Raw genomic sequence first — 18,708 nt, 5'->3', positions numbered from 1 at the left:
TCATCAGGAATGAATTTATGACTACCACCGATAAAAAATACATCGTCGCTCTCGATCAGGGCACAACCAGTTCACGTGCTGTGGTGCTGGATCACGACGCTAACATTGTGGCGGTATCGCAACGCGAATTTACCCAAATCTATCCTAAAGCGGGCTGGGTAGAGCATGACCCAATGGATATCTGGGCATCACAGAGTTCTACGCTGGTTGAAGTGCTGGCACATGCCGATATTCGCTCCGATGAAATCGCGGCGATTGGGATTACTAACCAGCGTGAAACCGCGATCGTCTGGGATAAAGAAACCGGTAAGCCGGTCTATAACGCCATCGTCTGGCAGGATCCCCGTACTGCTGACTACTGTAATAAGCTGAAGAAAGAGGGCCTGGAAGAGTACATCCAGCACACCACCGGTTTGGTGATTAACCCTTACTTTTCTGGCACCAAAGTTAAGTGGATCCTGGATAACGTAGAAGGTGCGCGCGAGCGTGCCAAACGTGGCGAACTGCTGTTTGGTACAGTCGACACCTGGCTGGTGTGGAAAATGACCCAGGGACGCGTGCACATCACCGATTACACTAACGCCTCACGTACCATGCTGTTCAACATTCACAAGCTTGAGTGGGATGAGCGCATGCTGGAAATCCTGGATATCCCGCGTGAGATGCTGCCAGAAGTGAAATCTTCTTCTGAAGTTTATGGTCAGACAAACATTGGTGGTAAAGGCGGTACGCGTATTCCTATCGCGGGTATCGCAGGCGACCAGCAGGCTGCGCTGTATGGTCAGCTGTGCGTTCAGCCGGGAATGGCGAAAAACACCTACGGCACAGGCTGCTTTATGCTGATGAACACCGGTACCGAAGCCGTTACCTCAACGCAAGGCCTGCTAACCACTATTGCCTGCGGGCCACGTGGTGAAGTCAACTATGCGCTGGAAGGGGCGGTCTTTATCGGCGGCGCGGCCATTCAGTGGTTACGCGATGAGATGAAGCTGATCAGCGATTCGGCTGACTCAGAATACTTCGCGATGAAAGTGAAAGATTCTAACGGTGTATATATGGTGCCTGCCTTTACTGGCCTGGGTGCACCTTACTGGGATCCCTATGCACGTGGCGCGCTGTTCGGCCTGACACGTGGTGCTAATGCGAACCACATCATCCGTGCAACGCTGGAGTCCATCGCTTATCAAACACGTGATGTCCTGGAAGCCATGCAGAATGATGCCAACACGCGCCTGCAGGCTCTGCGTGTGGACGGCGGAGCAGTGGCTAACAACTTCCTGATGCAGTTCCAGTCAGACATTCTTGGCACACGCGTTGAGCGACCTGAAGTACGTGAAGTCACTGCGCTGGGTGCCGCATACCTGGCAGGTCTGGCGGTAGGCTTCTGGCAGGATCTGGAAGAAGTCCGTGCCAAAGCCGTGATTGAGCGCGAATTCCGTCCAACACTGGAAACCACCGAGCGTAACGTCCGTTATGCCGGCTGGAAGAAAGCTGTCGCGCGCGCGCAAGCGTGGGAAGAACAAGAGTAATCCGCACTGCGCCCGTGACGTCCTCCGTCACGGGCCTTTTCCCCGCCCTCTCCCTCCGCTACACTGCCAGCCTGTTTTTTGTCAGGTACATGCAATGAAACGAGAACTTGCCATTGAATTTTCCCGCGTAACTGAGGCTGCCGCACTGGCTGGTTATAAATGGTTAGGGCGCGGCGATAAAAACGCGGCGGACGGTGCCGCCGTTCATGCCATGCGTCATGTCTTAAATACCATTCAGATCGATGGACAGATAGTGATCGGCGAAGGGGAAATTGACGAAGCCCCTATGCTCTACATCGGCGAAAAAGTGGGCACGGGTCAGGGCGACGCGGTGGACATTGCCGTCGATCCTATTGAAGGTACCCGCATGACGGCCATGGGACAGGCCAATGCGCTTGCCGTGATGGCCGTCGGTGACAAAGGCAGTTTTCTTCATGCGCCTGACATGTATATGGAGAAGCTTATTGTCGGTCCGGCGGCGCGGGGCCATATCAATCTGGATCTCCCGCTTGAGATTAACCTGCGTAATATCGCCATCGCCATGAATAAGCCGTTGTCACAACTCACCGTGTCCATTCTGTCAAAGCCCCGTCATGACGCCGTTATCGAGCAGCTTAAACAGCTGGGCGTAAGACTGTTCGCGTTCCCTGATGGCGATGTGGCGGCCTCTATTCTTACCTGTATGCCCGACAGCGAAGTTGACGTGATGTACGGTATTGGCGGCGCGCCTGAAGGCGTGGTATCAGCCGCTGTAATTCGTGCGCTGGACGGTGATATGCAGGGCAGATTACTGGCACGACATCACGTAAAAGGTGACAGCGAAGAGAACCGCCGGATTGGGGAATATGAGCTGAAACGCTGCGCTGGCATGGGGATTGAGGCAGGAAAAGTTCTGCCCCTACAGGCGATGGCGCGAAACGACAACGTGATCTTTGCCGCCACCGGTATCACCAGTGGTGATCTGCTGAAGGGCATCACACGTCAGGGCAATATGGCCACCAGTGAAACCCTGTTAATTCGCGGCAAATCACGCACGATTCGCCGCATCCAGTCTGTGCATTACCTGGACCGCAAAGATCCGGTTTTACATCCCTTTATCCTGTAACAGCCTGATTTTCGCCTGCTGGCTGTCGCGAAAGCGGCAGCCAGCACAGCAACATCACCAGAGCCGTGATAACCATCAGCAGGCCAAGGCTGAACTGATCGCGCTGAGGCATCAACGCCGAGAGGGACGCCACCAGCCCCGAACCCAAATTCTGTAAACCCCCAATCAGTGCGCCCGCACTTCCTGCGAGCCAGGCATAGGGCTCCATCGCACCGGATGTGGCCAGGGGAAACAGCATTCCCGCGCCAAAGAAAAACAGCGACGCCGGTATCAATAACGTCCAGATTGTCATGATGCCAAACCAGGCAGGTATCCACATCAACACCGCCGCCAGCAGGCAACTGTTGACGCCAAACCACATCAGACTATGCCAGGAGCGCTGCTCACGCCCGGCGAACCAGGCACCAAAGAAGGCCGCTGGGATAGGTAAGATAAACAAAATACTGACGGTGAAACTGTTCAGGCCCAGAACGCCACCCAGCAGCACGCCACAGCTGGCCTCAAAGACGGCAATGCCGGCCAGTGCGCCAATCAGCAGCACCAGATAACGGACGAAATTCGCATCACGTAACAGCCGGATGTAGCGTGTTAAGAAGGGCGTGACTTCGGCACTGTTCGGGCGCGTCTCCGGCAGCCAGCGCGCCATGGCGACCGTCACCATCAAACACAGCAACAGCAGAAAAGCAAAACAGGCATGCCAGCCAAACAGCTGCGTTAACAGTGCGCCAATCACCGGTGCCACTAAAGGACTGGCGAGCACGCCCATATTAAGCCAGCTGTTCGCCTGGCGTAGGGCATGACCGTGATAAAGATCGCGCGGCATGGTTCGCGCCATTACACCGGCCACGCCGGTGCCCGCGCCCTGAATCGCACTACCCGTTACCAGCATATCCAGCGACGAGGCCATCATGGCGGCAATCGCGCCGATCATAAAGATCGCCATCCCCGCCAGGATCACCGGACGGCGCCCCACGCTGTCAGAGAGCGGACCGTAGATCAGCTGCGATCCGCCGTAGGTGATTAAATAGGCCGCCATGACATGCTGCATCATGCCATTTCGCACCTGAAGTGCATCCGCCATTGCCGCCATGGCAGGTACATAGATGGTCTGAGCCATCTGCCCGACTGCGACCAGTGCAATGAGCATGATCAGCAACGGACGATTTTCTATTTTCTTCATCATCTTTTAACGAAAGGTCTGTACGAACAGGGACGATTAAACAGCACAAATAACGGCTGAAACCCGTTGTGGCAGGAAAATATCAGGATTTCATGACAAAGCGAGTGATTCATAAAAAGTGGCGGGGCAATTCACGTCAATAATTGCAACCAGGATGTAAACTAAATATTACAGTTTGTCGATTAGAGCCTTTGCAGCCTGACGGACTGGTAATCTGCCAGTGCAGTAGAGAAGATGTTTATTCGCCAGACGATTCAACGCTGAAGGAGTAACCATGGCCGAGTGGATCAATGCTCAAGTAAAGGAAGTGAAAAACTGGACTGACGCGCTGTTTAGCTTGCGGGTTGAGGCCCCTGTCGCTCCGTTTAGTGCCGGGCAGTACGCCAAGCTGGCACTGGAGATCGAAGGTGAACGTGTGCAACGTGCTTACTCTTACGTCAACGCGCCCAATGACGACCTGCTCGAGTTTTACTTAGTCACCGTACCCGACGGCAAATTGAGTCCACATCTGCAGGCGCTGCGCCCCGGTGAGCAGGTCATGATTACCAAAGATGCTGCAGGCTTTTTTATTCTGGATGAAGTACCGGAATGTCAGACCTTATGGATGCTGGCAACCGGTACGGCAGTGGGGCCTTATTTGTCCATTTTGCAGCAGGGTGAAGGCCTGGATCGCTTTAAACATATCGTTCTGGTCCATGCCGCACGTTACGCAGCCGACCTCAGCTTTTTACCGCTAATGCAGCAACTCCAGCAGATCTATAACGGCAAACTGCAGGTGATCACGGTCGTCAGTCGTGAAGAAAGTATGGGCTCATTAACCGGACGTGTTCCGGCATTAATCGAAAGTGGCGAGCTGGAGCGGGCGGCCGGATTGAATATTGATGCAGAAACCAGCCATGTGATGGTCTGCGGCAATCCACAAATGGTACGAGATACGCAGCAGCTGTTGAAAGAGACACGCGGCATGCGCAAGCACCTTAAGCGCAAGCCCGGTCATATCACCAGCGAGAATTACTGGTAAGTCGCTCACTTCAGACGTAAAGGCACCGGTGCGGCACCAAAGCGGTTATCGCCAGCGGTGCCACGAAACAGGCCTAAGTCCAGCATCAGTCCTGCCAGAATGATAAAAGGCAGCGCGCGGCCAATAACCCACTGCAGGACATCGCCAGTCATGCTCCAGTTACCTGCCATCAACAACCAGGCAGCGATCAGTAACAGCGCCCAGTAGCCGCGGCGATCGCGATCGTGCAGGCGCTTCACCACGATGGCGCTGGCCGGCCACAATAAACACACGATGCCAAACGCAGCCATTTGGGTATCCACCAGATCGTTACCGGCTAAAAAGAACAGGACGCTGGTTAACAGCAACCAGATTGCCTGCCAGAGCCAGAAATCACGGCGCCCGACGCGACCACGAAATGAAAAAAACCATTGCTGTAATATCATGCATGCTCCCCAGACAAAATTTTACCTGCACGCTTTTGACCTTGGAGGTAAAAACCGTTCTAATTTGATTCCGAGTTTATTGGTCAGGGCCGACAAAATGAAGAATTTGCCAGGCGCACTGTTGCTGAGTCTTGCGCTGACGGTTCCGGTATTTGCTGCCGATCCGCCGCCACTCGACAAGGCCGAACATATGCCTACCGCGCCCTATCTGTTAACAGGCGCGCCCACGCTGGATATGACTATCGGCCAGTTTCGTGAAAAGTATAATCTCGCGAATCCTCAACTGCCGCTGCTGGAGTATCGCGCCATTGACGCCCGCGATGAGAAAACCGATCTGACGCGGGCAGCCACCAAGATTAACGAAACGCTTTACTCCTCGACCGCGCTTGAGCCTGGCACAGGTAAAATTAAAACGCTGCAGGTCACCTGGCTACCGGTTCCGGGCCCGGATCAAAGTGCGTCCCAGGCCAGAGCCATGGATTATATGACCGCAATATTACGTTTTTTTGTGCCGGGACTCACGCCAGAAGAAGGGCGTAAAAAGCTGGAAACATTACTTAAAGCAGGCAAAGGCTCACGATACTACGAGCACGTTGAAGGCGCACTGCGTTTTGTGGTGTCTGATAACGGGGATAAAGGATTAACCTTTGCCATTGAGCCGGTAAAACTTGCGCTGGCTGCGCCCTGATGGACGGGGCAAAAATGACGAAAAGCAAAGCCACGACGTTATTTGATCTCTATACTGTCTGGCAGACAACGTTGCCCCGGGGCAGCGCCATTTCATGTATCGCGTTATGCGGAGGATAGAATGCGACATCCACTGGTTATGGGTAACTGGAAGTTGAATGGCAGCAAGCATATGACAGCCGAACTGATCGACGGTCTGCGCAAAGAACTGTCGGGCGTTGAGGGTTGTGGCGTCGCTATTGCACCGCCCGCGCTCTATCTTGATCAGGCTAAACACGCCATCTCCGGTAGCCACATCGCTCTGGGTGCTCAAAACGTTGATGTAAACCTCTCTGGCGCATTTACCGGCGAAGTGTCCGCTGAAATGCTGAAAGATATCGGCGCGAAATACATCATCATTGGTCACTCAGAACGTCGCACTTATCACAAAGAAAGTGACGAGTTCATTGCGAAAAAATATGCCGTGTTGAAAGCCGCTGGCCTGGTGCCGGTTCTGTGCATCGGTGAAACCGAAGCGGAAAACGAAGCGGGCAAAACCGAAGAAGTGTGTGCACGCCAGCTTGATGCGGTGCTGACCACGCAGGGTGCAGAAGCGTTCAAAGATGCGGTCATCGCTTATGAACCCGTTTGGGCGATCGGTACCGGAAAATCCGCGACGCCAGCCCAGGCGCAGGCCGTTCACAAATTTATTCGTGACCACATTGCCAAAAAAGATGCGGCTATCGCTGAGCAAGTGATTATTCAGTACGGCGGCTCAGTTAACGATAAAAACGCTGCCGAGCTGTTTACTCAGCCGGACATCGACGGGGCCCTGGTTGGCGGCGCGTCGCTGAAAGCCGATGCGTTCGCTGTTATCGTCAAAGCTGCAGCCGCGGCTAAACAAGGCTAACCTACGGTTTAGCACTGCCTAAGCGGCCTGTTCAGGCCGCTTTTTTTATGGGTTGTAGCAGGGCGCAGTCGTGATCCTGCACCTCCTCTGCCGATCCCTTATTCAGCAAAAGCCAGTTGCGCGCTACCGCCATCAGCACCAGACGACCATCGGGTAAGCTTGCCAGTGCCATGCCGTATTTCCCCATCGCATTCTTAGCATCCGGGACTTCAGACGCTAACCGGATAAAGACACTCTGTTGATCCAGTTCCGCCTGACTGAGCACCCGCACAATATAGTGATGGTTCAGAAAGGTAACAGCTTTCCACTGCGCATTGAGAGTTGGTGCCAGTTCATCCAGTTGCTGACGGACATCGGGCCGTAAGCAGGAAATATGAATGTGTAGCTGGTTTTGGGTACGCCCGTATTCGGAATTGATCGCCAGTGACAGCACAGTGTCTTTAATGGGCGAACCGAATTTCTGCGCCACTACGCCTCTGTCCTGCCAGGCAAAGCTGAAAAAATTGGGTGTGGCTGTGCTGAGCAACCGCGGGCTTTCAATGCCGGTTATCTTATCAACGGGAATTAACAGGTATTGCAAGGGGCCGTTACGGTCTTTTAGCAGTGTATAACGCTGCTGCAGATCGACTCGCAGGCAAGGCGCGGGTTGCCCGTTATTCTGCTGATTGGGTACGCACTTTTCGCTGACGATCTGCCAAAGCGCATCGGCATTGCCTTTAACATGAAGGGAAGCTATCCCCATTCCTGCCACGACAAGCACCAGCAGAAACGCAATGATGATGAAGGCCCGACGATTCGCCTGCATAGTTACCCTCTCCATACTGAATCAGTCAGCATCCTCGCCTGACAGCGCCGGAATGTCACGCATAAAAAAACCAGCATTTCCGCTGGTTTAGATTGTGTCAGGCGATCGTTACGGCTTCATGACCTGGTCATAGGTGCCGCCATCCGCAAAGTGGATTTTTTGTGCCTTAGCCCAACCGCCGAATTTCTCGTCCACAGTAAACAATTTTACAGGGGCAAAGGTGCTGGCAAACTTCTTCGCAACCTCGGCATTGCGCGGACGATAGTAATTCTCGGCTGCAATAGTCTGTCCCTCGGTCGAATAGAGATACTTCAGATAGGCCTCAGCCACTGGGCGCGTTCCCTTCTCATCAACCACTTTATCCACCACGGAAACCGTCGGCTCTGCCAGAATAGACTCGCTTGGGGTCACGATCTCAAATTTGTCTTTGCCCAGCTTATTCACGGCCAGGTACGCCTCATTTTCCCAGGCGATAAGAACATCACCAATGCCGCGCTCAACGAAGGTGTTGGTCGCACCGCGCGCACCAGAATCCTGCACTTCAACATTTTTAAACAGGGCTTTGACATAGCTTAGCGCTTTTGCCTGATCGCCGTTATTGTGATCCAACGCCCAGCCCCAGGCTGCCAGGTAATTCCAGCGTGCACCACCTGAGGTTTTTGGATTTGGCGTGATGACGGAAACGCCAGGTTTGATCAGATCGTTCCAGTCATGGATCCCTTTGGGATTGCCCTTACGGACCAGGAACACAATCGTGGAAGTATAAGGTGCCGAGTTATCCGGCAGACGCTTAATCCAGTTTTTATCAATACGGCCACGTTCAGCAATCGCATCAATATCAGACTGCAGCGCCAGCGTCACGACATCAGCACGAATGCCGTTTATCACTGATGTGGCCTGCTTGCCTGAACCACCATGCGACTGACGGATCACCACATTATCGCCCGTTTCCTGTTTATAGTGAGCACTGAAGGCCTTGTTGTACTGCTCATACAGCTCACGGGTGGGATCGTAAGAAACGTTTAACAGCTGAATATCCTTCGCCAAAACACTGCCTGATGCCAGTAACAAGCTAATACCGATGGCCCATTTATTCATTGCGCACTCTCCCAGTTCATTATGGGGTAAGCGTGACATAAACGTTTTCAGAGCTAAAAGAATTAAAAATAAGCGGTTATAACTATGGGGAATATACGGAAGGTATAAGGGCATGCCTGATGAGCATGCCCGTTAATGCAGTGAAATCAGTAAAGCTGCTTCGCGGTATCCATCCAGTCACGCTTGAATGGACGCTTCATGTTCTCGATCGCATCAATGATGTCATGGTGCACCATTTTGTCGTTCTGGATACCCACACAGCGGCCACCGTAGCCCTGCATGAGCAGTTCAATGGAATACGCGCCCATGCGGGATGCAAGAATACGATCATAAGCGCACGGCGCACCGCCACGCTGAATGTGGCCAAGTACCGTCGCGCGCGTTTCGCGCTTCGTTTCGGTCTCGATAAACCGTGCCAGATCGTCGATATCACAGATATGTTCAGTGATAGCAACAATCGCATGCTTTTTACCTTTCGCGATGCCGGCCTTAATTTCTGCCACCAGCTCTTCACGGGTATAGGGAATTTCTGGCAACACGATAAACTCGCATCCACCCGCGATAGCGGCAGCCAGGGTCAAATCACCACAGTAACGGCCCATCACTTCAACGATGGAGATGCGCTGGTGTGATGAAGAGGTATCACGCAGGCGGTCAATCGCCTCAACCACCGTCTCCAGTGCGGTAAAGTAGCCAATGGTGTAATCGGTGCCAGCAACATCGTTATCGATCGTGCCTGGCAGGCCGATACAGGGGAAACCCATCTCAGTCAGTCGCTTGGCGCCCATATAGGAACCGTCTCCGCCAATGACGACTAACGCATCAATACCGCGCTTTTTCAGGTTTTCAATGGCCACCTGACGGACATCATCGTTACGAAACTCAGGAAAACGCGCTGAACCCAAAAAAGTGCCGCCGCGATTGATCATGTCAGATACGCTGTAACGATCGAGATTGATCATGCGATCTTCGTACAAACCCTGATAGCCGTCATAGATACCAAAAACTTCCAGCCCTTCACTTAACGCGGAGCGAACCACGCCGCGAATGGCTGCGTTCATGCCTGGGGCGTCACCGCCGCTGGTCAGTACACCAATTTTTTTGATCATGACAACCTCTGGATTGTTCAAAGCTAAGGGTTAATCCGGCCTGTTCAACGCTGATAAACACTATTGTGATGAGCGCAACATATAATGGCAGATAGTATATCAAAGGCCTGCGGCTGAATTGATTCAGGTCAGACAACTTTTCACTATTTTTTTGCAGCAATGTTAAAAACGTGCCGTTTCCATTTTATTAATTTAATTCATGTAGGTTAAAAGTTAAAAGAATCCTGCTTTTCAAACGGTACCACAGAACAGGGATCCTGATGAATAATCACGTCAGAACCGGGAAACGCTTTTCGCAGCGCTTTCTCGACCTGATCGGCAATACGATGAGCCTGGACGAGGGGTAACTGATCTTCGAGCTCAACGTGAAGCTGGATAAACTTTGTCGGGCCGGACTGACGCGTACGCACATCGTGTACGCCCTGCACCCCCGGCCAGTTGAGGGAAATCGCAATAATTTGTTGCCGCTCTTCATCGGGTAAAGCTCTGTCCAGTAAAGACTGAACGGCTTCATGGCCCATCCGCAGCGCACTAAACAGAATATAGACGCCAACCCCTAACGCAAACAGTGCATCAGCGCGCGTGAAACCGTAGCTGCTTAATATCAGCGCCACCAGAATAGCCCCGTTCATAAACACATCTGACTGATAGTGCAGCATATCTGCGCGAATGGCCTGACTCCGGGTTTTACGCACGACCCAGCGCTGGAAGGTGACCAGTACTAATGTCGAAACCAGCGCTACGACGGTGACAACAATGCCAATGCCCGGCGAGCGCAGTTCGTTAGGGGAAGCAAGATGTTGAATACCCGTAAGAAAGAGGAAAAGGGCTGAACCCGAAATGAACATGCTTTGGGCCAGCGCGGCCAGCGACTCTGCTTTACCATGACCAAATGTATGATCGTCATCGGCGGGCTGTAAGGAATAACGCACCACCAGCAGGTTGGTCAGCGAGGCGGCAATATCTACCAGGGAATCGACCAGCGCGGCCAGCAGGCTCACCGACCCGGTGTACCACCAGGCAAAAATCTTCACAACCAATAAGACGGAAGCCAGCAGCGTCGCCGCGACTGCCGCAGACTGGATTAACTTTCCGTACGAAGCCTGCATGCCGAACTCCATAGACATATTACTGAAAACGTAACGCAGTATGAGAGAAAGGCTAAGTTTAACACTACAGAAGGCGTCTCGCCTGACTGTCTGAACGGCGAAGAAGCGGGATGAAATGGCATTTCTAAAAGGATAAAAGTACTCCGCCCCGTCCTGATAGAGAGACGGGGCGGATTGCCTACCTGGGTAAGCGCCAAATCAACGTGCAGATTTGGTTCAGTGCTTAGCAGCCGTTACTTTTTGCCGCCTTTCTTGCCCGCTTCGGAGGCTTTTTCGGGGTTATTTTTAAAATTACCGCCGCCGCCATTGCCGCTGCTCTTACCACCTTTTTTACCGGCTTCAGACGCTTTTTGCGGGTTGTCTGCGAAATTACCTGAACCACCACGATGCTCTGCCATAATTTACTCCGTTAATAGGTTAATTCGGACTACATGATGTGGTTACTGCTCTCCGTTAATTTCGTAAGTACATCGGCTTCCATGCTGAGACAACTTAAGTGTAGAACTGCGCAATTAGCGTGCAAGCGGAGCGGGATATTTGCAGCTGATTGAAATATAAATAAAAATAAAGAAAAAACTTAAATAAGTTTTACTTATCATGTATTTAAAATATGAAAGAAAAGTGAAATATCTTAGATCGAAAAACGGGCAAGAAAAACAGCCCCCTGAAAAACAGGAATAAAACCAACGGTGTTTTCTCTTTTTTTAACTACCCGATTAATTGTAAATTCATCGTAAATGATAAATCGCAGATAAAAACATCATGAGATGAAAAGGGATTCCTGGTTCAAAGTGAGCCAGAACAATTCTGCACATTAATGAAACTGGCGAAGCCAGATATACCCAGGCATCAACCTATGCATATCTTGCGGCATACGTTCAGCCGTTGGTCGTGATGAACGGCAGAAACCTCATCTCGTTACAGGCGATTTTAGGCTATGCCAGCATTAAGCAAACGGCTGCTGATGCTCATCTTGCACCTGACGATTTGATGGATGCGATTACGCGTAATCCGCCTGAAGGAGGCCTAAATGTATAGCAAATATTGTCTATATATTGTCTACACTGATGCCGCTTAAGGCGGCTTACAGATGCTTAAAAGGGGTTTTTAGCAGCCTTGATTTGAAAGGATTTTTGAATACGTACCTGATAAAAAAAACCCCCTCATCATGAGGGGGAAGACAGGGATGTGTCTATGGCAAGGAAAACAGGGATACTATTTACTACTGGTTACTACTGGTACGACTCACGGGTTGCAGCGATGATGCGGGCTGCAGATTCGAAAGCTTGCGTAAGGAATTTAAACGCCGCTCATAATTCTTTTGTAACGCGGCCTGCTGCTCCGGCGTTAACAGGTGGTACATCTGATTACGAACGCGCGCCATCTCAACCTGCTGCTCTACCTGAACTCTGGCAATAGCTTCTGCCTTGCTGCGGATGGCCGCTTCGTTAAAATTATCTGCAGTCACCAAATCATGCATGGCTGCGATATCATCAATATTCGTTGCCGGACGATCGTGTCGGGCTTGCTGCATAAGGTCACGCATCTGCTGCCGCTGATGTTCCGTCAACTCAATGCCGTCGAACATGTGACTTTGCGAATTTTGCGTCATACTGCCTGTCGTAAATTCGCCGTGATGCACATCATCAGGCGCCATCGGCTCTGCTGCTCTTGCGCTGGCGTTACAGAGAACCATCGCTGAGGCAATAACGACGGCGGTTAATTTGCGCATCGTTTACTCCAGTTCGTTCTGTTTTGCGATTCAACGATAGCCAGTGTACGGCGATAGCTGCAAACATCCGTCAGGGGGTGTAAAAGTACGTAAATCGATGGATTGGTATCATGGTAACACGCTATTTTGCCTGCGGAGGGCTACAAAAATGAATAAAATCCTGTTGGTAGATGATGACCGCGAATTAACTTCGCTTTTGAAAGAGCTGTTGGAAATGGAAGGGTTTGAAGTCGTGGTCGCCAGCGATGGTGAACAAGCGTTGAACCTGCTTGATAACTCAATTGATCTGCTTTTACTGGATGTCATGATGCCGAAGAAAAACGGTATCGACACCCTGAAAGAATTACGCCAGCAGTATCAGACGCCCGTCATTATGCTTACCGCACGCGGAAGCGAACTGGATCGCGTGCTGGGCCTTGAACTGGGTGCCGATGACTATTTGCCTAAACCCTTTAACGATCGTGAGCTGGTCGCGCGTATTCGCGCCATTTTGCGTCGCTCAAACTGGAGTGAACAGCAGCAGCACGATAACAGTTCACCCACGCTGGAAGTTGACTGCCTGCGGCTGAATCCGGGCCGTCAGGAAGCCAGTTTCGACAGCGAGACGCTGGATCTCACCGGAACGGAATTCACCTTGCTTTATCTTCTGGCACAGCATCTTGGGCAGGTTGTCTCTCGCGAGCACCTTAGCCAGGAAGTGCTGGGCAAGCGCCTTACGCCTTTTGACCGCGCCATTGACATGCACATCTCTAACCTGCGCCGTAAGCTCCCTGACCGCCGTGACGGGCATCCGTGGTTTAAGACCTTACGTGGCCGCGGCTATCTGATGGTTTCTGCATCATGATAGGAAGTTTGACTACCCGCATCTTTGCTATTTTCTGGCTGACGCTGGCGCTGGTATTGATGCTGGTGCTCATGGTACCCAAGCTTGATTCACGTCAGATGACGTCGCTGATGGAAAGTGAGCAGCGTCAGGGAACGATGATAGAGCAGCACGTTGAAGCGGAGTTAATGCGCGATCCCCCTAACGATTTGATGTGGTGGCGGCGCTTATTTCGCGCGATTGAGAAATGGGCACCGCCCGGTCAGCGATTGCTGTTAGTCACCAGCGAAGGCCGGGTAATTGGCGCGCAGCATAATGAAATGCAGGTTATCCGTAACTTTATCGGTCAGTCAGACAATGCCGATCATCCACAGAAGAAAAAGTACGGTCGCGTCGAAATGGTGGGCCCTTTCGCCGTTCGGGATGGGGAGGATAACTATCAACTTTACCTGATTCGCCCTGCCAGTAGTTCTCAACTGGACTTTATCAATCTGCTGTTTGACCGGCCTTTGCTACTGCTTATCGTTACCATGCTGATTAGCTCACCGCTTCTGCTCTGGCTGGCGTGGAGCCTGGCGCGTCCTGCGCGTAAACTCAAATATGCTGCGGATGAAGTGGCCAGCGGCAACCTGCGTCAACATCCTGAACTGGAATCGGGCCCGCAGGAGTTTCTGGCCGCCGGCTCCAGCTTTAATCAAATGGTGAGTGCGCTGGAGCGCATGATGAACGGTCAGCAACGCTTGCTTTCCGACATCAGCCACGAATTACGTACGCCGCTGACGAGACTTCAGCTGGCTACCGCCCTGTTGCGTCGCCGTCACGGTGAAGGCAAAGAGCTGGAGCGCATCGAGATGGAAGCTCAGCGGCTTGACGGCATGATTAATGACCTGTTGGTGCTGTCGAGAACCCAGCATAAGAACGCGCTGGTCAGCGAAGCCATGAAGGCAAACCAGCTCTGGAATGACGTGTTGGAAGACGCCAGGTTTGAAGCGGAACAAATGGGCAAGACGCTGGAGATTCCCTATCCTCCAGGCCCCTGGCCGCTCTATGGCAATCCACATGCGCTGGAAAGCGCACTGGAGAACATCGTCCGTAATGCGTTGCGCTACTCGCACACGCATATCAGCGTCAGTTTTTCCGTGGATATCTCGGGTATTACCGTGCACGTTGACGATGACGGTCCTGGCGTCAGCCCGGAGGATCGCGAGCAGATATTTCGTCCTTTCTACCGCACTGATGAAGCGCGGGACAGGGAATCCGGCGGAACTGGCCTGGGGCTGGCGATTGTGGAAACGGCAATACAGCAACATCGCGGGTGGGTCAAAGCGGATGACAGCCCGCTGGGTGGACTGCGCCTCACTATCTGGCTACCACTTTACTCCTCTGCAAGGCAATAATTTGCTATGCTTCGGCCCTCGTTATCGGGGGCCATATGCTTAACATCGTATTATTTGAACCAGAAATCCCACCTAACACCGGCAATATTATTCGCCTGTGCGCCAATACCGGTTTTCAGCTCCACCTGATTGAGCCACTGGGCTTTGCCTGGGACGATAAGCGCCTGCGTCGCGCCGGGCTGGATTATCACGAATTTACCGCCATCAAATTTCATGCTGACTATCAGGCTTTCATCGCTACTGAGCAGCCTGAGCGCCTGTTTGCGCTGACCACCAAAGGCACGCCCGCACACAGTGCGGTCAACTATCAGTCTGGGGATTATTTGCTGTTTGGACCGGAAAGCCGCGGGTTACCCGCAGAGATATTACAGGCTCTACCCCCAGCGCAAAAAATCCGCATTCCGATGATGGCGGAAAGCCGTAGCATGAACCTGTCCAACGCGGTATCGGTAGTGGTTTACGAAGCGTGGCGCCAACTCGACTATGCTGGCGCACTGATTAAATCTTAAATACCATCGCCAAACTGGAAGCCTGCACCGTTACCGTTAAAGTGTTGATCCATATCCATTGACGGCTTTTCACTGCCGGGCTTACCGACGATGCGCGCAGGAACCCCGGCGGCGGTGGTATGTGGAGGGATAGATTGCAACACCACGGAGCCGGCACCAATCTTGGCACCACGGCCTACCTCGATATTACCGAGGATTTTCGCACCCGCGCCGATCATTACCCCTTCACGAATTTTCGGATGGCGGTCGCCGCTGGTTTTTCCGGTGCCGCCAAGCGTTACTGACTGCAGGATTGATACATCATTTTCCACAACGGCGGTTTCACCGATCACAATCCCGGTGGCATGATCCAGCATGATCCCATGACCAATTTTGGCAGCCGGATGAATATCAACCGCAAAGGAGACTGAGACTTCGTTTTGCAGATAAACGGCCAGGGCGCGTCGGCCTTCATTCCACAGCCAGTGCCCGATACGATGCGCCTGAAGCGCATGAAAGCCTTTCAGATAAAGCAGCGGCGTGGAATATTTATCAACCGCAGGATCGCGCAGGCGAACCGCCTGAATATCACAAGCTGCAGACGCAATCATTGAGGGATCTTCACGGTATGCTTCTTCTACCACTTCACGAATAGCGATAGCAGGCATGATCGGATTCGCCAGCTTATTGGCCAGCATATAGCTCAGAGCACTGCCAAGATTCTCATGCTTCAGCAATGTCGCATGGTAAAAGCTGGCCAGCATTGGCTCGCAGTCTGCCAGCGCGCGTGCTTCCGCCTTGATATTGTCCCAGACCAGTTCTAACTCATCAGACGACATGCTGTTTTCTCCCGATAAAAAAAGCGCCTTGACCGGCGCTGCAGGTGATGATGCCTGGCTTCCTGCTTTAGTTTGTGCTGTTTTCGTCCTTCCTCGAACGCCCCAGCAGGCTTAATGCTGCATCTCGTGCCGGTTTTCCGCAATAGAGCACCTGATAAATCTGCTCCGTAATGGGCATTTCAACCCCGACGCGTGCAGCCAGCGCTTTGACTTCTTTCGTGTTTCTGTAACCTTCTACAACTTGTCCGATAATGCGTTGTGCGCCATCGACCTCTTCACCCTGCCCCAACATCATGCCAAAGCGGCGGTTACGCGACTGATTATCGGTACAGGTCAGCACCAAATCGCCCAGGCCAGCCATCCCCATAAACGTCGTAGGATCGGCACCCAACGCCGCGCCAAGACGGCTCATCTCTGCCAGTCCACGAGTGATTAATGCCGTTCGTGCATTCGCGCCAAATCCGATACCGTCCGACATCCCAGCACCAATCGCGATCACGTTTTTAACCGCGCCACCCAGCTGAACGCCGATAAAATCGGGATTGTTATACACGCGGAAACTTTTGCCGCAGTGCAACCGCGTTTGCAGATCATCCGCAAACTGCGTATCGGTTGCCGCCAGCGCAATCGCCGTAGGTAAACCCGCGGCCAGTTCTTTCGCGAAGGTTGGGCCAGATATCACCGCCAGCGGAATGGCCTCACCCAGGATTTCCCGGGCGACGTCCTGCAGCAAACGACCGGTTTCTTTTTCCAGCCCTTTCGTCGCCCAGACGATACGCGAGTCCTCACGTAAGCCAGGTTTGATCTGGGTCAGCACTTCGCCAAAGACGTGGCTGGGTACGACCACCAGTAGATCGCGGCTGGCCGCAATGACCCTGGCGAGATCGGGTTCAATCGTCAGGTTATCGGGAAAGGGAACATCAGGCAGGAAAGCGAGATTGCAGCGGTCTGACTGCAACTGTGCCATGTGGGCGGGATTATGCCCCCACAACAACACGGGATGGCCATTACGGGCCAGCGTAATCGCCAAAGCGGTGCCGTACGAACCGGCACCGATGACGCTAATCGAAGCGTGAGTAGTCATCAGGCATCCTGATGTTGCGCGGCACCTTCTTCGCCTTGCTGCTGCTGCAGATAGTTCATAAACAGCGCATCAAAGTTCACCGGCGCGAGGTTAAGCTGCGGGAACGTACCACGAGAAACCAGACTGGTGATGCATTCACGGGCATAAGGGAACAGAATATTCGGGCAGTAAGCGCCCAGGCAATGCGCCATCTGAGTGCCGTCGATACCGCCGATGGTGAAAATGCCCGCCTGCTGCACTTCACACAGGAAAGCGGTATCTTCGCCAACGGTCGCGGTTACAGTCACACGCAGCACCACTTCATACACTTCATCAGCCAGCTGCGAAGAAGCCGTGTCCAGATCCAGCTTAACGTCTGGTTCCCACTCTTTCTGAAACACTTGTGGCGCGTTCGGCGCTTCAAAAGAAATGTCTTTCGTGTAAACGCGCTGAATCTGAAATTGCATTTCGTTGGTGTTATGTTCTGACATGTGACTAAGTCCTGTAAGTTAATATGTCTGGCGTAATTACGCCTGTAGTAACGGATCTAAACCTGCACGATCGTTGAGCGCCATCAGATCATCGCAACCGCCAATATGCTGACCGTCGATAAAGATCTGCGGCACGGTAGTCCGGCCACTGCGCTTAATCATCTCTTCGCGTTTTGCCATGTCCCCATCGATGGGAATCTCCTGAAACGCCACGCCTTTTTGACTCAGCAGCGCTTTTGCCCGGTGGCAATAAGGACAGGTTGCTTTGATGTAAATTTCAACATTTGCCATAGGGACCTCAGGATGATTATTTACCGCGAACCAACGGCAGATTTTCGCCGCTCCAACCACTGATACCGTCTTTCAGAACGGCAACCTGGGTAAATCCAGCCGCGCTCAGATGGGCAGCAGGATCTGCCGCGCTTTGTCCGGTTGCGCATACAACAATTATGGGCTGCGCTTTATGCTTTTCCAACTCGCCTAAACTGCCTTTCTTGATATCTGCTGCAGCCACATTTATCGCGCCCGAAATGTGCCCCTTGCGGTAATCATCACGCGAACGCACGTCTACCACTACCGCGTCCTCTTTGTTAATGAGTCGGGTTGCTTCGCCTCGACTGATAGTTTTTACTTTAGAGAACATTCCTTTAACGGTAGTCACAATCACCAGTAAGAGTAAGACGACCCATGCCAGACTCAGGATAGGGTGATTGCTTGCAAACTGCATAATTTCTTGCATGAGGGGTAACGACTCCAGACCGGGCTAATAAGCTAAAACAAGGCTTCTGAGTATACCTGCGCCACTTCGCATGTACAGACGCTAAGCGGACAGAGTGACGATTTGTGCGTCATTTTCCAAAAAAATTGGCTGAATGGCAAAAATGTCGTGGCGCTTGTCCCTTGTCCTGATAAAAATGG

At 52.5% G+C, this 18,708-nt stretch carries 21 protein-coding genes; 8 read left to right on the top strand and 13 right to left on the bottom strand.

The annotated features are described in order from the left end of the window. Positions 1–17: 17 nt before the first annotated feature. A complete protein-coding gene (gene glpK / locus GKC68_RS01395) occupies positions 18–1,529 on the top strand; it encodes a glycerol kinase GlpK (protein ID WP_342656522.1) in 1,512 nt (503 codons plus the stop codon). Positions 1,530–1,623: 94 nt separating this feature from the next. Then, positions 1,624–2,634, top strand: a complete 1,011-nt coding sequence (gene glpX / locus GKC68_RS01390; RefSeq protein WP_014604766.1) for a class II fructose-bisphosphatase — start codon at positions 1,624–1,626, stop codon at positions 2,632–2,634. Here the strand turns inward: glpX and emrD are convergent. Then, positions 2,624–3,817 carry a multidrug efflux MFS transporter EmrD gene (emrD, locus tag GKC68_RS01385; RefSeq protein ID WP_047714745.1) on the bottom strand — a complete coding sequence of 398 codons (1,194 nt, stop codon included), beginning with the start codon at positions 3,815–3,817 and terminating at the stop codon, positions 2,624–2,626. The two genes, glpX and emrD, sit on opposite strands and share 11 nt — an antisense overlap. Positions 3,818–4,088: 271 nt before the next feature. Between emrD and fpr the strand changes: the two genes are divergently transcribed. After that, entirely contained in the window at positions 4,089–4,835 is a 747-nt protein-coding gene (fpr, locus tag GKC68_RS01380) for a ferredoxin--NADP(+) reductase (RefSeq protein ID WP_028723160.1), read from the top strand. A 5-nt stretch (positions 4,836–4,840) separates the two neighbouring features. On the opposite strand, the gene GKC68_RS01375 is transcribed toward fpr, so the two are convergent. Beyond that, positions 4,841–5,260, bottom strand: a complete 420-nt coding sequence (locus tag GKC68_RS01375) for a DUF805 domain-containing protein (protein ID WP_028723161.1) — start codon at positions 5,258–5,260, stop codon at positions 4,841–4,843. A 97-nt stretch (positions 5,261–5,357) separates the two neighbouring features. Between GKC68_RS01375 and GKC68_RS01370 the strand changes: the two genes are divergently transcribed. After that, positions 5,358–5,948, top strand: coding sequence for a DUF1454 family protein (locus GKC68_RS01370; RefSeq protein WP_028723162.1), 591 nt, complete (start codon positions 5,358–5,360; stop codon positions 5,946–5,948). A 120-nt stretch (positions 5,949–6,068) separates the two neighbouring features. Next, positions 6,069–6,836 carry a triose-phosphate isomerase gene (gene tpiA, locus GKC68_RS01365; RefSeq protein WP_064366097.1) on the top strand — a complete coding sequence of 256 codons (768 nt, stop codon included), beginning with the start codon at positions 6,069–6,071 and terminating at the stop codon, positions 6,834–6,836. A 31-nt stretch (positions 6,837–6,867) separates the two neighbouring features. Here tpiA and GKC68_RS01360 read toward each other — a convergent pair whose 3' ends face one another. The 6 genes from GKC68_RS01360 to cpxP all read right to left on the bottom strand — a co-directional run bounded on the left by GKC68_RS01360 (position 6,868) and on the right by cpxP (position 12,689). Further along, positions 6,868–7,641 (bottom strand): CDP-diacylglycerol diphosphatase, encoded by a 774-nt coding sequence (locus tag GKC68_RS01360; protein WP_311092490.1) that lies wholly within the window; start codon positions 7,639–7,641, stop codon positions 6,868–6,870. Between the two features lie 108 nt (positions 7,642–7,749). After that, positions 7,750–8,739 (bottom strand): sulfate ABC transporter substrate-binding protein, encoded by a 990-nt coding sequence (locus GKC68_RS01355; RefSeq protein WP_028723165.1) that lies wholly within the window; start codon positions 8,737–8,739, stop codon positions 7,750–7,752. Between the two features lie 146 nt (positions 8,740–8,885). After that, complete coding sequence (gene pfkA / locus GKC68_RS01350; protein ID WP_006121288.1) at positions 8,886–9,848, bottom strand: 6-phosphofructokinase; 963 nt, start codon at positions 9,846–9,848, stop codon at positions 8,886–8,888. A gap of 206 nt (positions 9,849–10,054) precedes the next feature. Further along, positions 10,055–10,957 carry a CDF family cation-efflux transporter FieF gene (gene fieF / locus GKC68_RS01345; protein WP_028723166.1) on the bottom strand — a complete coding sequence of 301 codons (903 nt, stop codon included), beginning with the start codon at positions 10,955–10,957 and terminating at the stop codon, positions 10,055–10,057. 233 nt (positions 10,958–11,190) lie between these two features. Further along, positions 11,191–11,355 carry a KGG domain-containing protein gene (locus GKC68_RS01340; protein WP_028723167.1) on the bottom strand — a complete coding sequence of 55 codons (165 nt, stop codon included), beginning with the start codon at positions 11,353–11,355 and terminating at the stop codon, positions 11,191–11,193. Between the two features lie 824 nt (positions 11,356–12,179). Then, positions 12,180–12,689: a cell-envelope stress modulator CpxP gene (gene cpxP / locus GKC68_RS01335; RefSeq protein WP_047714251.1), complete on the bottom strand. Its 510-nt coding sequence runs from the start codon at positions 12,687–12,689 to the stop codon at positions 12,180–12,182. A 148-nt stretch (positions 12,690–12,837) separates the two neighbouring features. On the opposite strand from cpxP, the gene cpxR reads away from it, so the two are divergent. From cpxR to trmL, 3 genes are read left to right on the top strand one after another with little or no spacing between them, the layout of a single operon-like run. Then, a complete protein-coding gene (cpxR, locus tag GKC68_RS01330; protein ID WP_342656521.1) occupies positions 12,838–13,533 on the top strand; it encodes an envelope stress response regulator transcription factor CpxR in 696 nt (231 codons plus the stop codon). Continuing rightward, positions 13,530–14,909 (top strand): envelope stress sensor histidine kinase CpxA, encoded by a 1,380-nt coding sequence (cpxA, locus tag GKC68_RS01325; protein ID WP_028723169.1) that lies wholly within the window; start codon positions 13,530–13,532, stop codon positions 14,907–14,909. Before cpxR ends, cpxA begins: the two co-directional genes overlap by 4 nt. 35 nt (positions 14,910–14,944) lie before the next feature. Further along, positions 14,945–15,418 carry a tRNA (uridine(34)/cytosine(34)/5-carboxymethylaminomethyluridine(34)-2'-O)-methyltransferase TrmL gene (trmL, locus tag GKC68_RS01320; RefSeq protein WP_110146238.1) on the top strand — a complete coding sequence of 158 codons (474 nt, stop codon included), beginning with the start codon at positions 14,945–14,947 and terminating at the stop codon, positions 15,416–15,418. Here trmL and cysE read toward each other — a convergent pair. The 5 genes from cysE to GKC68_RS01295 form a co-directional block, all read right to left on the bottom strand. Beyond that, on the bottom strand, positions 15,415–16,236 hold the full coding sequence (gene cysE / locus GKC68_RS01315) for a serine O-acetyltransferase (protein WP_013027713.1): 822 nt from the start codon (positions 16,234–16,236) through the stop codon (positions 15,415–15,417). The two genes, trmL and cysE, sit on opposite strands and share 4 nt — an antisense overlap. Positions 16,237–16,303: 67 nt before the next feature. Continuing rightward, a complete protein-coding gene (gene gpsA / locus GKC68_RS01310) occupies positions 16,304–17,320 on the bottom strand; it encodes an NAD(P)H-dependent glycerol-3-phosphate dehydrogenase (RefSeq protein WP_173647289.1) in 1,017 nt (338 codons plus the stop codon). Next, entirely contained in the window at positions 17,320–17,790 is a 471-nt protein-coding gene (gene secB / locus GKC68_RS01305) for a protein-export chaperone SecB (protein WP_013027715.1), read from the bottom strand. The genes gpsA and secB overlap by 1 nt, the downstream gene beginning before the upstream one ends. 36 nt (positions 17,791–17,826) lie before the next feature. Continuing rightward, positions 17,827–18,081, bottom strand: coding sequence for a glutaredoxin 3 (grxC, locus tag GKC68_RS01300; protein ID WP_013027716.1), 255 nt, complete (start codon positions 18,079–18,081; stop codon positions 17,827–17,829). A 16-nt stretch (positions 18,082–18,097) separates the two neighbouring features. Continuing rightward, positions 18,098–18,529 carry a rhodanese-like domain-containing protein gene (locus tag GKC68_RS01295; RefSeq protein WP_342656520.1) on the bottom strand — a complete coding sequence of 144 codons (432 nt, stop codon included), beginning with the start codon at positions 18,527–18,529 and terminating at the stop codon, positions 18,098–18,100. Between the last annotated feature and the right edge of the window lie 179 nt (positions 18,530–18,708).

It is taken from the genome of Pantoea sp. RSPAM1, from assembly GCF_038816185.1.
GTDB lineage: Bacteria > Pseudomonadota > Gammaproteobacteria > Enterobacterales > Enterobacteriaceae > Pantoea > Pantoea ananatis.
The sequence above is the reverse complement of the archived record's forward strand: the minus strand, read 5'-3'. Positions and strand labels throughout refer to the sequence as shown.

What these genes read in the sequence shown, in the direction of transcription:
- glpK (WP_342656522.1), top strand. Translation starts at nt 18, where the DNA reads ATGACTACCACCGATAAAAAATACATCGTCGCTCTCGATCAGGGCACA.
- glpX (WP_014604766.1), top strand. Translation starts at nt 1,624, where the DNA reads ATGAAACGAGAACTTGCCATTGAATTTTCCCGCGTAACTGAGGCTGCC.
- emrD (WP_047714745.1), bottom strand. Translation starts at nt 3,817, where the DNA reads ATGATGAAGAAAATAGAAAATCGTCCGTTGCTGATCATGCTCATTGCA.
- fpr (WP_028723160.1), top strand. Translation starts at nt 4,089, where the DNA reads ATGGCCGAGTGGATCAATGCTCAAGTAAAGGAAGTGAAAAACTGGACT.
- GKC68_RS01375 (WP_028723161.1), bottom strand. Translation starts at nt 5,260, where the DNA reads ATGATATTACAGCAATGGTTTTTTTCATTTCGTGGTCGCGTCGGGCGC.
- GKC68_RS01370 (WP_028723162.1), top strand. Translation starts at nt 5,358, where the DNA reads ATGAAGAATTTGCCAGGCGCACTGTTGCTGAGTCTTGCGCTGACGGTT.
- tpiA (WP_064366097.1), top strand. Translation starts at nt 6,069, where the DNA reads ATGCGACATCCACTGGTTATGGGTAACTGGAAGTTGAATGGCAGCAAG.
- GKC68_RS01360 (WP_311092490.1), bottom strand. Translation starts at nt 7,641, where the DNA reads ATGCAGGCGAATCGTCGGGCCTTCATCATCATTGCGTTTCTGCTGGTG.
- GKC68_RS01355 (WP_028723165.1), bottom strand. Translation starts at nt 8,739, where the DNA reads ATGAATAAATGGGCCATCGGTATTAGCTTGTTACTGGCATCAGGCAGT.
- pfkA (WP_006121288.1), bottom strand. Translation starts at nt 9,848, where the DNA reads ATGATCAAAAAAATTGGTGTACTGACCAGCGGCGGTGACGCCCCAGGC.
- fieF (WP_028723166.1), bottom strand. Translation starts at nt 10,957, where the DNA reads ATGCAGGCTTCGTACGGAAAGTTAATCCAGTCTGCGGCAGTCGCGGCG.
- GKC68_RS01340 (WP_028723167.1), bottom strand. Translation starts at nt 11,355, where the DNA reads ATGGCAGAGCATCGTGGTGGTTCAGGTAATTTCGCAGACAACCCGCAA.
- cpxP (WP_047714251.1), bottom strand. Translation starts at nt 12,689, where the DNA reads ATGCGCAAATTAACCGCCGTCGTTATTGCCTCAGCGATGGTTCTCTGT.
- cpxR (WP_342656521.1), top strand. Translation starts at nt 12,838, where the DNA reads ATGAATAAAATCCTGTTGGTAGATGATGACCGCGAATTAACTTCGCTT.
- cpxA (WP_028723169.1), top strand. Translation starts at nt 13,530, where the DNA reads ATGATAGGAAGTTTGACTACCCGCATCTTTGCTATTTTCTGGCTGACG.
- trmL (WP_110146238.1), top strand. Translation starts at nt 14,945, where the DNA reads ATGCTTAACATCGTATTATTTGAACCAGAAATCCCACCTAACACCGGC.
- cysE (WP_013027713.1), bottom strand. Translation starts at nt 16,236, where the DNA reads ATGTCGTCTGATGAGTTAGAACTGGTCTGGGACAATATCAAGGCGGAA.
- gpsA (WP_173647289.1), bottom strand. Translation starts at nt 17,320, where the DNA reads ATGACTACTCACGCTTCGATTAGCGTCATCGGTGCCGGTTCGTACGGC.
- secB (WP_013027715.1), bottom strand. Translation starts at nt 17,790, where the DNA reads ATGTCAGAACATAACACCAACGAAATGCAATTTCAGATTCAGCGCGTT.
- grxC (WP_013027716.1), bottom strand. Translation starts at nt 18,081, where the DNA reads ATGGCAAATGTTGAAATTTACATCAAAGCAACCTGTCCTTATTGCCAC.
- GKC68_RS01295 (WP_342656520.1), bottom strand. Translation starts at nt 18,529, where the DNA reads ATGCAAGAAATTATGCAGTTTGCAAGCAATCACCCTATCCTGAGTCTG.